The organism is Methylophaga sp. UBA3613 (genome assembly GCF_002375415.1).
Lineage (GTDB): Bacteria > Pseudomonadota > Gammaproteobacteria > Nitrosococcales > Methylophagaceae > Methylophaga.
Genome location: NZ_DFLS01000005.1, coordinates 83,700 through 95,812 on the forward strand (window position 1 = coordinate 83,700; position 12,113 = coordinate 95,812).

A 12,113-nucleotide genomic window follows, 5' to 3' on the forward strand; every position below is an offset into this window, starting at 1 on the left:
TTATTCAAAAGGCTCAATTCATCACTGTTCTATAACTGTTCTATAAATGTTATTGCGCTTTAGCAGAAGTAGCTTTGAAAAATAAACAAGCACTAAGGAATTGACGTTGAAATAAGGAGAATTCAGGTGCGGGCAGAAACAACCGGGCAGTTAAAGACTGGTCTTTAACCATTTATTCCGGTATATATTGAGCACAATTATGTGCTTACGACATTATGATAAACCTTTATGTTAAAAACTAAAAATCGTCTATGGCCCCTGTTTGCAGTGCTTTCGGTACTCTTCACTGGCTGTAGTACAACCCCCAAACATACTGAAACTGTCAGCGCAGAACCGTCTCAGAAAACCTCCCATGGTCCATTAACAAAACACACCAACTGGAAAAAAAATCAGCTGACACAGCTGAGTCCGTTGGATTTGGATTTATCGGTACTTGAAGATTCGGAAATTGATCCTAAAGTCACTGATGTCTGGCAACGTATTCGTAATGGTTATCAACTGGCTGAATATCAGGATCTGGATCCGGAAACTCAAAGTCGCCTTACCTGGTTTGCCAATCATCCGGATTATTTCAACAAAGTTGTCGAACGTGCTCGACCTTATCTTTTTTACATTGTTGAAGAACTTGAAAGTCGCGATATGCCGTTGGAAATTGCTTTATTGCCAATTATTGAAAGCGGTTACCAGCCTTTTGCACTCTCATCTGGACAAGCGGCCGGTATCTGGCAATTTATTCCGGCTACTGGCCGTGTATTTGGACTGGAACAGAACTGGTGGTATGACGGTCGCCGTGATGTTATTCAATCCACCAATGCGGCCCTGGACTATCTGCAAAAGTTACATAACGACTTTAACGATTGGGAACTTGCCATAGCCGCTTACAATGCCGGTGAAGGTACAGTAGGTCGTGCCATCAAACGTAACAGAGAAGCCGGTTTACCGACTGACTTCTGGTCACTGGAGTTGCCTGCAGAAACCACAGCCTATGTACCTAAATTATTGGCCGTAGCAGAATTGGTAAAACAACCTGCTCAATATGACTTACAACTGTCGCCAGTGGCCAACAAACCCTATTTGAGCGTAGTAAATGTCGGTAGCCAGATTGATTTATCTCTCGCTGCCAATCTGGCAGATATCACACTTGATGAGCTTTATCTTTTAAACCCGGGCTTTAATCGCTGGGCAACGGCACCACAAGGCCCGCATGAACTGGTACTGCCTTCGACCAAAGCAAGTGCATTTGAAACAGCATTAATGGATATTCCGGAAAAAGAACTGCTGCGCTGGAAACGCCATGAAGTAAAACCCGGAGAGTCACTGAGCAAAATCGCCGCAATGCATCACACGACGGTTGCTGAGCTGAAAAAAGCGAATAAAATTAACAGCAATTTTATCCGTGCTGGAGCCCACCTGTTAATACCTGTTTCCACTGCTCTGGCTGATGAAGCTGAGGCAAATGCTCTGGCGAAACAGAAATTGCAGCAGGGGAAAAAATTTAATTATTCGGTTAAAGCGGGTGATACCTGGTGGAACATTGCTAAAGCGCATACTGTTGATGTGTTTGAATTAACCCAATGGAATAAAAAAACGCCTTCGGATGTTTTACATTCAGGCCAGCAATTGATTATCTGGCAACCCAATCAAACTGTTTCAAAGCTAAAAGCCATCAATTACACTATTCGTAATGGTGACTCACTTTGGACAATATCCCGTAAGTTTAATGTTACGGTGGATAAAGTTAAGGAATGGAATGGTTTAAGTGATCGCACTTTATTGCAGCCAGGACAAAAACTGACCTTGTACGTCGATCCAACTATCCAGATCAGCCATAGTTAATCGTGTTACACATCGCGCTCTATGAGCCTGAAATCCCACCCAATACCGGTAATATTATCCGTCTATGCGCCAACACAGGTGCACAACTGCATCTGATTGAGCCACTGGCTTTTGTTTTGGATGATAAACGTCTGAGAAGAGCAGGACTGGACTATCATGAATTTGCACCGGTTAAAGTGCATGCTGATTTTGCAGCATTTCAACAATGGCAGCAAAATCGACCTTTGTTTGCCTGCACCACTAAAGCGAAACAGTTTCACCATCAGGCAACTTTTATCGATGAAAGTATTCTGCTGTTTGGTCCCGAGTCACGTGGATTGCCAGCAACGCTATTGGACAATTTGCCTGATAGGCAGAAAATTCGGATCCCTATGTATCCAGAAAGCCGCAGCCTGAATCTTTCCAATGCTACGGCTATTATTCTGTATGAAGCCTGGCGACAGCTTGACTATAACGGAGCGGTATAAAATACCGCCCCTGATTTTAGATTTCTATTGAGCCAGACTAATCTTGCGTGGTCCTTCCTTAAGTGGGATTGAGCTGGTTTGTTTTCCTTGCTGTAAATCAATAATCGATAATGAGTTACTAAACCAATTAATGATGTAAGCATGCTGTTGATCCTTTGATAGCTCAACACTTTCCGGCATTTTTTCGGTTTTGATAGTCTGCGTTATTTGCAGACTTCCCGCATCAAACTCCACCAGCGTGTTGTCATTCTGATTCACAACATAAAACTGCTTGCCGTCGTCGCTCACCGTAACACCATACGGCGCTTTACCCGGTTTGAGATCAGCAATTTTTTCATAGGTTTTCGTGTCAATTACTGTCAGCGAATTATCTTTAACGCAAGTAACGTACAGATGACCATTAATTGGATTAAAGGCAACAGCATAAGGACGCTCACCCGTTTCTATAGTTGCATGCAGGTCCGGCGTATCAGCATCAAGCACCATTACAGAATTGCTTTCACGGTTTGCCACAAACACCTTGCGTCCCTCGGGATCTATTGCAATCCCGGCAGGGCTCTCCCCAACCGCAAGTAGGTCCACCAATTGCCTGCTGGTAGTGTTAATCACTAATAATGCATTTCTGGACCAGTCCGTCACAAAAAGTTGAGACTTTTGGCTATCAAGCACCATAGCAAAAGGCTGACCACCTGTTTTTATCTCATGGATCAATTCAAAACTATTCAAATCAATTACTGACAATTTGCCTTGCTCAGGATGCGAGAGATAAATAGCGTCATTGGATTTATCGACAGCAACCATTACCGGACCACTAGAAACCTCAACCGCTTTTGTTATTTGAACTGTTTTTGAATCAAATAGAGAAAGATGATTCCCGGACTGGCTGCTGATATAAAAATCGTCAGCCAGTGCTACAGCAGGGAATATTCCCAGGCAAAAAATAATTGGTTTAATGAACATCACTGATTATTTTTCCAAGCTGGCTTTTAAACCTTCCAGCCCTGTCTTTGCGTATTCTGTCATGGCTTTAACAGCGGCTTCATCATTCAGATTTTCCGGCGGAAAATTGCCGGTATCAGCACGATAGAAACGACCACTCCAACTTACTTTACTTCCGGTGTCAGATGGTTCTACTTCGATACCAATCGTATAAAAGCTGACAGGCATCGCTTCAATATTTTCCTTTAATAAACGGTATCCAATGTAATGACGATCCGCATCTGATTCATCAAGACTTTCGGTAATTTCACCGCCTGACTTTAAGGTCACGATTCTTGTGGTTTCATCCTGCATGGTGATTGATTCCACTGCCGGATGCCATTTATCCAATTGGTCAAAGGCATTAACTTTTTGCCAGACAGTGGCAACCTCTGCATCAATAGTAATGTGTTCATCAACCCTTTGTGGCGTTGGTCCATGAGCAAAGACACTGCTGCTTAAAAGCACTAAACCCAAACTTGCCAGCGATAGTTTATTAATCATTTTATTCACGTTCTAACCTTTTTCATCAAAAAATAAATTTACTTAGGACTTCTGTTTGTATTACCTAGAGTCTCAATATAATTATTTATAATTCCAATCTGTGTGTATTTATATGTTTTATCAGTATTGCCAACTTTAACTATATTTTTATAAATCCAGAACTCTACCGTTCCACTTTCATTTTCTCGCTTCACTATCTCTGCAGGCTCTCCCAGTTTTTCTCTTACAAAACCAGAATCTTTACCTGAAAACATTTTCACAAACTCAAATTCACCTACAGGTAACGCTAACGCCTCTTCAGAATAGGCAATATTCAGAGAAAATAGGGCAATGAATGCAGAAATAACAACGGTGTTTAAAAAAATTTTCATTAAATTTTGCTCCAATAAAATCTCGACTTATCGTACAGATTGTCTGCATTGGCAAAATAGAGCAGATGACTCACATCAATTAGGGAATATGTCACGGTTATTGTTATGACTTTTTCCTGTTTTTTATTTTTTTATAATTTTCATCATTGTTGGCATATACATATCAAAAATAATCGTCATAAAATAGTCGTTTATCTCAAAATTAAATATAGGCGAAATTACATGATGTCACCTAAATTATCCCCTGGCGATAAAAGCAACAGGGGCAAAATTGATTTGGTTGTCATTGTGGGCGCGTCGCTACTGACCTATTTTGTTGCTGGATATTTCGATTTGGCTGAACGCTGGATTAACTGGGCAGCATTAGGAGAGTTTTATCAACTGGATGAAATTATTTTTGTGTTGCTGGTATTCAGTATTGGATTGATGTGGTTTGGCCGAAGACGTTATATCGAACTGCAAGACACCCTGAAGCGTAATCTTGAAATTAAAACCAAACTTGAAATGCAAAATGCTGATAATGCAAAGTTACTGTTACAAAACCGTGCTCTTATCAAACACATTACCCAGGTCAGGGAAGCAGAACGTAATCACCTTGCCTCAGAATTACATGATGTATTCGGACAATATCTTGCCGCAATTGATGTAAATGCTTCCGTTGCCATCAAGTACAAAACGGAAGATCCTAAACTTCAAGCAATCCTCAAGACCATCCAGGACAGCGCAAGCTTTCTGCGTAACGTTACCCGTTCACAGTTACGCAGCTTAAAACCTCCTGGTCTTGAAACCGTGGGACTTTCAGCAGCCATTGAAGATCTGATTGGGCAATGGCAAATGTCGTTTCCAGATTACGAGATCAATATCGCTATTGAAGTAGACGATCAGCTTGTTGACTATGACACCGCATTAACTATTTATCGCAGCCTGCAGGAAGCCTTAACCAATATTACCCGTCATGCAGAAGCCAGCTCAATTCATATCGATTTAATTACCCAAAATAAATCAGCCCAACGTAACGATATCAGTCTGACCATCCGTGACAACGGAATAGGGTTTGATCCCAATGAAGGTATGGGTAATGGACTTGGACTGATTGGTATACGTGAGCGGGTACATGCTTTAAATGGCCAGTTCAATCTGCATCCAGCAGATCCTAAAGGCACAGTTTTAGCGCTGCATATTCCGTTATGAAAATTTACCGTAAAAAATACATGCTAATAATGAGGTATCAGAAGAAATGAACAAACAACGTACCACCATACTATTAATAGACGATCATGCCATTCTCAGAGAAGGCTATCAGCAATTACTCGAGTCGGCCGGTTTCGAGGTGATTGGACAATCCGGAAATGCTGAAGAGGGGTATCAGGCGTTTATTGCTTTGCAACCTAAAGTCTGCATTATAGATTTAACCATGCCAGGCACCGGTGGTTTAGAGTGTGTCAGAAGGATCTGTAACCGAGATAAGGATGCTCGTATTCTGGTCTGCAGCATGCATGAAGAAACCACTTTGGCCATGCGTGCCCTGGAGCTTGGTGCGATTGGCTACATCACCAAATCATGCTCATCTGATGTGCTGATTGAAGCGGTAAAATCCGTTGCAGAAAAACGTCATTATCTCGGTGCCGAAGTTGCACGTTCTATTGCAATGGAAAAATTGATTAAAACGGATCAGAAAATTGATTCCCTGTCACATCAGGAATTTGCTGTTTTCAGGATGGTTGCTGAAGGTATGAGTATTGAGGAAATTTCAAAAAGTCTTACTTTGGCTCCTAAAACGGTATCAAATTATAAAACCAATATGATGCGTAAACTTGGCACAACCAAGCTCGCAGATATTATTTTCCTGGCCCAGAAAATTGGTTTGATCCATCCACCCAATAATCAATAACTTCGTAAAATGGCCTTACATCAAGGCAAAAGTTTATCACCCTGACAATTATGTGATGACTTCCCTATAACAGAGGTGGCAAGGCTCTCTATCCCATACCCCTACTAAAAACTGATGATATCAACGGTGCACAGCCGCATTTTCGAATGTGTGCTGAGACACAGGGTCAGCGAAAGCTGACATCCAGTTAAAATAGGAGGATATATGAGAGAGAAAAAACTAAGCCGGTTAACAAAAACCGGTTCAGCTGCATTGGTCAGCTCTGTCATCGGTATGATGACAGTAGGCGCTGCATTCGCCAATGACAAGCTGGTTGAACTTCAAAAGGATGAAGCTAACTGGGTTATGCAGGGTAAGAACTATTCTGCAGATCATTACAGTACTTCAAAACAAATCAACAAAAAGAACGTCAGCAAATTATCACCATCGTGGACATTCTCCACTGGTGTGCTGAATGGTCATGAAGGTGCGCCTTTGGTTATTGGTGACATGATGTATATCCATTCACCTTTTCCAAACAACACTTTTGCGATTAACCTGAATGATCCTGGCACCATCGTCTGGGAGCATAAGCCAAAACAAGATCCTGCTGCTCGCGCAGTTGCATGTTGTGACGTCGTAAACCGTGGTCTGGCTTACTGGCCTGGCGATGATAAAACTCCGGCAATGATCGTAAAAAGTCAGCTGGATGGTCATGTTGTGGCATTAAATGCTGAAACTGGTGAGCTACATTGGCAAGTCGAGAATGGTGATATCAGTGTTGGTCAAACCCAAACACAAGCACCATTCGTTGTAAAAGACCTTGTCATCCAGGGTTCTTCTGGTGCTGAGCTGGGTGTTCGTGGTTATGTTACCGCCTTTGATATTCACACTGGTGAAATGGCTTGGCGTTGGTATGCAACGGGCCCTGATTCAGAAATTGGCCTGGCAAAAGACTTTAACAGTGCAAACCCACATTACGGCCAAAAAGATCTGGGTCTGAAAACCTGGGAAGACGAAGCCTGGAAAATTGGTGGTGGTACTAACTGGGGTTGGTATGCCTATGACCCTGATTTAGAAATGTTCTACTACGGTTCAGGTAATCCTGCGCCTTGGAACGAAACCATGCGTCCTGGTGATAACAAATGGACTATGACTATCTGGGGTCGTGATGCGGATACCGGTTTAGCTAAATTCGGTTACCAAAAAACACCACATGATGAATGGGACTACGCCGGCGTTAACGTCATGATGCTTTCTGAGCAAAAAGACAAAACTGGCAAAATGCGTAAATTGCTGACTCACCCTGATCGTAACGGCATTATCTACACGCTGGATCGTGAAACAGGTGATTTGGTTTCTGCAGACAAAATGGATGAAACGGCAAACTGGGTGAAAAAAGTAGATTTGGAAACAGGTCTGCCAATTCGTGACCCGGAATTCAGTACCAGAATGGGTCACCGTTCACGTGATATTTGTCCTTCAGCCATGGGTTTCCACAACCAGGGTATGGATTCATACGATCCTGAAAGACAAAACTTCTACTTAGGTATCAACCATCTTTGTATGGATTGGGAACCGTTCATGCTGCCTTACCGTGCAGGTCAATTCTTCGTAGGTGCAAACGTATGGAGTTATCCAGGACCTAAAGGTGATCGTCAACGTGGTATTGGTTCAGGCCAGGTTAAAGCATACAACGCCATTACTGGTGAATTTGCTTGGGAGAAAATGGAAAAATTCTCAATCTGGGGTGGAACCATGGCCACAGCTGGTGGCTTGGTATTCTACGGCACACTCGATGGCTTCATCAAAGCTCGTGATGCAGACAACGGTGATCTGTTGTGGAAATTCAAACTTCCTTCTGGCGCAATCGGTCATCCAATGACTTACACCCATGATGGTATTCAATATGTTGCCATTAATTATGGTGTAGGTGGTTGGCCTGCAGTTGGTCTGGTGTTTGACTTGAATGACCCATCAGCTGGTCTGGGTGCTGTAGGTGCCTTTAAAGAACTGGCACGTAACACTCAAATGGGTGGTGGTCTGATGGTCTTTGCTCTGGATGGTAAAGGACCTTACGACGATCTGAGTATTGGTGAATACGAAATGTAATCACTGACTCGCAATATAGCTTAGTTCATCAAGTTATATCGTCGTATTCAATCCGGCTGGCAACACAAAGACTGTGTTGCCAGCCCCTTTTGAGAGTGTAAGACATGTTAAACAACCATACTAAAACCAATAACAAAGCAGTCAGTTCAAAACGTTTAACGCAATGCAGCCTGATAATGGCTTCACTGTTGACTGTACTGACGCCAGCACATGCAAACAACGGATTACCGGAAACCTTAAAAGTCTGTGCAGCGGCGAATGAAATGCCCTACTCAAACAAACAGCAGCAAGGTTTCGAAAATGAAATCGCCGAAACGCTCGCACAGAGCATGGATATGCCATTGGAATTTGTCTGGTCAGACAAAGCAGCGATTTTTTTAGTGACCGAACATTTATTAAAAAATGAATGTGATGTGGTTATGGGGGTTGATAGCGATGATCCTCGTGTTGCCACCAGCGACCCTTACTACAAGTCCGGCTATGTATTTGTCTATCGCGCCGATAAAAATCTGGACATCAGTAACTGGGATAGTCCTGACATTCAAAAACTGAATCGTTTTGTAGTAGTGCCAGGTAGCCCATCAGAAGTGATGTTACGGGAAGTGGGTAAATATGAAGGCAACTTCAATTACACCAAATCTCTGTCAGGTTTCAAATCCCCACGCAATAAATATATTCGTCTGGAACCAAAAAAACTGATCGGCGAAGTGACCTCAGGTAAAGGTGATATCGCTCATCTATGGGCTCCAGAAGTAGCCCGTTATGTGCGTGATTCAGATACGCCATTAGAAATGGTGTTATCTCCTGAATTCGGAGAAATTGAAGGTGGTGAAGGTATTGTGCAGCACTACGATCAATCTGTAGCGGTGCGTGAAGGTGATAAAGCCTTGCTTGATGCCATTAATAAGGGCCTGGCAGATGCGGCACCTAAGATAACGGCCATCCTCAAAAAAGAAGGGATTCCGCTGCTTTGATAGCTTGTCATGCAGTCTCTTTTAATTAAACAGGATTATACAAAAACTATGATTAGCAATGTAAAACTTTTTAGTCGTAAAACAGCATGTTTACTAGGATTATCTATGTTGACAGCTGTCAGCATGACACCAATGACAGCGGAAGCTCAAGTGCAATTTCGCAATGCAACGACCGGGGCATTAATCGACTTCTCTTTTGGCAAAAAAGGTGAAGAAACTGAAGCCGTAAAACATTTTATGGAAACAGCAGAAAATAAATATAACCAAGATGAAGAAGCCATCAAAGTGGGTGAAAATTTATTTATGACTGCCTGTTCTGGCTGCCATGGTCACCATGCTGAAGGCAAACTCGGACCAGCTCTGGGGGATTCATATTGGACTTACCCTGCAGGACGATACGATAAAGGTTTTTTTGAAATTATTTATGACGGCGCCCGCTCAATGATGGGTCCCCAACGCAATAATTTAAGCATTGATGAAATACTGCATGTTATGGCGTATGTACGCAGTATTTACTGGGGAGAACCAGAAAAAGCCTTATGGTTATCAGAAGAGGAACGCGCCAATCTGGTTCCTGCAGAAATACCTGAAGATTTCAAAGAAGCATTAGAAAATTTCAATAAGACCCATTAATTACGCAAGTTTAGAAATGCTAATGGCAGATTATAAAGATTAGTGATTGGTAGCGTGGCCATAGCCAGCATAGGGAACCACGCTACCAAGCATTATGTTGTCAAAACCAAAAGGAGAGAAATATGAAGAAAATTAAAACACTTGCCGTAACCGGCGCTACAGCACTATTGTTATCTGTTGGTATGTCAGCAATGGCTTACGACGGAACAAAATGCCAAGAGGCAGGAAAATGCTGGGAAGCAAAACCAGGATTTCCTGAAAAAATCAAAGGATCTAAATATGATCCTAAACATAGCCAAGCTGAACTGGATAAGCAAGACAGTGCAATGGAAGCAATGGAAGCTCGTAACGCTAAACGCGTAGAAAACTTCAAAAAAACGGGTAAGTGGTCTTACTAAACCCAAGCTGAGGCCAGTTTTTAACGACTGGCCTCTTTTTTTGTTTTGTTTCTGACCTGCGAGTCAGTTTGGGCATACATCACATGAGCAATGTCGCTGAAAATTCCGAAAATCTTTTAACCGACTGGCATCAACAAGCCATCACCCTGCAAAAAAATATCAATCAGACAATATTAGGTCAGGAACACATCATTGATTTAATGGTTGTGGCTATTTTCTGTCGTGGCCATATCCTGCTTGAAGGTGATGTTGGCGTCGGTAAAACGACCTTGCTTAGAGCAACGGCAGAAAGTCTGGGTGGCAATTTTGAGCGGATTGAAGGCACCATTGATTTAATGCCACATGACCTGGTCTATTACACCCATATTGCCAATGATGGTAAACCGGCTGTGAGTGAAGGACCTTTACTCAAACATGGCGAAAATTTATCGATCTTCTTCTTTAATGAAATCAATCGTGCCAGACCTCAAGTACATTCATTGCTACTTCGGGTAATGGCTGAACGTAGCGTCAGCGCTTTTAATAAAACGTTCTTTTTTCCTCATCTGCAGGTTTTTGCTGATCGTAACCGCATTGAAAAAGACGAAACCTTTGAACTACCGGCAGCTGCCCGGGATCGTTTTATGATGGAACTGCACATAAAACAACCTACAGCAGAAGCACAGCTTAAAGAGTTGATGTTCAATACCCGATATTATGATGCCGACAAGCTCATCGACAGTGCTGACAAAGCGGTACTGCCGTTTCATCAGCTCAATGATATCGCTGTGGCTATTCAGTCTCAGATCCATTCCAGTGACACTATTCAGGATTATGGTTTTCACCTGTGTCAGGCACTTCGAAGACCACAGGATTATGGTATCCAGATCAGCGATATCGACACAGAAAAGTTAGTACTTGGAGGTATGGGACCACGTGGCATAAGTTATCTTGCCAGAAGTGCTCGTGCTCATGCATGGCTCAATCAACGTAATAGCGTCATCCCAGAGGATTTCCATGCGGTTATTCGGGCCATCAGTAAACATCGTATTTTTATCAATCCTGTTTACAACTATAACGGTGAAGCGATTATCGAAGAACTGATTAGTGGTGTACTGAATACTATTCCATCCCCATGAATCAGCACGAAATTCAACACCTGATCTTTGATTACAGATCACCCTTTCTGCTGAATGCACTGCGTGAAAGTGAGCATAAAAGCAAACGTCAGGGGCCCGGCAGTGATTTTTATAAAAAGTCTCCCTTTTTAGCTGACCCGAATCCTGCGCGTATTGATCTTGCAATGAGCGTGACCGATCCGTTTGAATCGATTTACGTCAAAACCTTTCGTCAACGCAGCAAACTGGACGTAATGACTTTGGTAGATGGATCTGATTCCATGACTGTTCAGGATAAAGCACCACTGCTCAGCTTAACTGAACAGAGTATTGCTTATTCAGTGGCGGCCAGAAATGATAATTATCAAAGTTATTTGTTGAGTCATTCCATACAGTCCATTACCAATGCCGAAATACTGCCACAGCATTTTGAGTCTGCTACCAGACAGGCTGCAAACCATAATGAAGCTGAGGCTTTTAACGATATAGAGCGGTTGTTACCCGCTCGTCGTTGTTTAATATTTTTGCTTTCTGATTTTCACTGGAGTAATGAAAAACTCTACCGGATTCTCAATAGCTTATCAGGCCACTATCTGGTGCCGATTGTTATCTGGCGTTCTGCCGAATACAACGACTACCCACTATGGCGCTTTGTTCAGATCAACGATGCTGAGACGGGTGAAAACAGTTTGATTTTTGTGACGCCCAAGCAGAAAAAACTGATCGAATCGACTTTCGCTGATCGGAAGATTTTTCTTAATAATCAATTTCAAAAGCACAATTGCAGAGCGTTTTGGATGATTGATCAATTTTCAGCACAACAATTAAGCGAATTCTTTCATGGCCATTCATAAGCGATTAAAACAAAAAGTG

13 protein-coding genes are annotated in these 12,113 nt (G+C 42.4%); 10 read left to right on the forward strand and 3 right to left on the reverse strand.

The features are described 5' to 3' along the window. Positions 1-228 precede the first annotated feature (228 nt). Together B3S93_RS05395 and trmL are read left to right on the forward strand one after the other, a co-directional pair. Positions 229-1,836, forward strand: coding sequence for a LysM peptidoglycan-binding domain-containing protein (locus B3S93_RS05395; protein WP_292403832.1), 1,608 nt, complete (start codon positions 229-231; stop codon positions 1,834-1,836). 2 nt (positions 1,837-1,838) lie between these two features. After that, the gene (gene trmL / locus B3S93_RS05400; RefSeq protein WP_292354534.1) at positions 1,839-2,303 is read left to right on the forward strand and encodes a tRNA (uridine(34)/cytosine(34)/5-carboxymethylaminomethyluridine(34)-2'-O)-methyltransferase TrmL; all 465 of its coding nucleotides are present in this window, start codon (positions 1,839-1,841) and stop codon (positions 2,301-2,303) included. Positions 2,304-2,327: 24 nt separating this feature from the next. Here the strand turns inward: trmL and B3S93_RS05405 are convergent, their stop codons facing one another. Genes B3S93_RS05405 through B3S93_RS05415 form a run of 3 tightly spaced genes read right to left on the reverse strand, consistent with a single transcriptional unit; the run spans position 2,328 to position 4,156 of the window. Beyond that, a complete protein-coding gene (locus tag B3S93_RS05405; protein ID WP_292403829.1) occupies positions 2,328-3,263 on the reverse strand; it encodes a YncE family protein in 936 nt (311 codons plus the stop codon). A 6-nt stretch (positions 3,264-3,269) separates the two neighbouring features. Further along, entirely contained in the window at positions 3,270-3,785 is a 516-nt protein-coding gene (locus tag B3S93_RS05410; protein ID WP_292403906.1) for an SRPBCC family protein, read from the reverse strand. A gap of 38 nt (positions 3,786-3,823) precedes the next feature. Then, positions 3,824-4,156: a hypothetical protein gene (locus B3S93_RS05415; protein ID WP_292403826.1), complete on the reverse strand. Its 333-nt coding sequence runs from the start codon at positions 4,154-4,156 to the stop codon at positions 3,824-3,826. A gap of 222 nt (positions 4,157-4,378) precedes the next feature. Here B3S93_RS05415 and B3S93_RS05420 point away from each other — a divergent pair, with 222 nt between their 5' ends. From B3S93_RS05420 to B3S93_RS05455, 8 genes are all read left to right on the forward strand, one after another. Further along, complete coding sequence (locus B3S93_RS05420; protein ID WP_292403824.1) at positions 4,379-5,347, forward strand: sensor histidine kinase; 969 nt, start codon at positions 4,379-4,381, stop codon at positions 5,345-5,347. 46 nt (positions 5,348-5,393) lie between these two features. Then, positions 5,394-6,047: a response regulator transcription factor gene (locus tag B3S93_RS05425; protein ID WP_292354526.1), complete on the forward strand. Its 654-nt coding sequence runs from the start codon at positions 5,394-5,396 to the stop codon at positions 6,045-6,047. 204 nt (positions 6,048-6,251) lie between these two features. Continuing rightward, positions 6,252-8,138, forward strand: a complete 1,887-nt coding sequence (locus tag B3S93_RS05430) for a methanol/ethanol family PQQ-dependent dehydrogenase (RefSeq protein ID WP_292748522.1) — start codon at positions 6,252-6,254, stop codon at positions 8,136-8,138. A gap of 176 nt (positions 8,139-8,314) precedes the next feature. Next, complete coding sequence (gene moxJ, locus B3S93_RS05435; RefSeq protein ID WP_292354521.1) at positions 8,315-9,112, forward strand: methanol oxidation system protein MoxJ; 798 nt, start codon at positions 8,315-8,317, stop codon at positions 9,110-9,112. A gap of 9 nt (positions 9,113-9,121) precedes the next feature. Continuing rightward, the gene (gene moxG, locus B3S93_RS05440; RefSeq protein WP_292354519.1) at positions 9,122-9,745 is read left to right on the forward strand and encodes a cytochrome c(L), periplasmic; all 624 of its coding nucleotides are present in this window, start codon (positions 9,122-9,124) and stop codon (positions 9,743-9,745) included. Between the two features lie 122 nt (positions 9,746-9,867). Then, on the forward strand, positions 9,868-10,143 hold the full coding sequence (locus tag B3S93_RS05445; RefSeq protein ID WP_292403818.1) for a methanol dehydrogenase: 276 nt from the start codon (positions 9,868-9,870) through the stop codon (positions 10,141-10,143). Positions 10,144-10,226: 83 nt separating this feature from the next. Then, positions 10,227-11,261 carry an AAA family ATPase gene (locus B3S93_RS05450; protein ID WP_292403814.1) on the forward strand — a complete coding sequence of 345 codons (1,035 nt, stop codon included), beginning with the start codon at positions 10,227-10,229 and terminating at the stop codon, positions 11,259-11,261. Beyond that, a complete protein-coding gene (locus tag B3S93_RS05455; RefSeq protein WP_292354513.1) occupies positions 11,258-12,094 on the forward strand; it encodes a hypothetical protein in 837 nt (278 codons plus the stop codon). The genes B3S93_RS05450 and B3S93_RS05455 overlap by 4 nt, the downstream gene beginning before the upstream one ends. Positions 12,095-12,113: the final 19 nt, after the last annotated feature.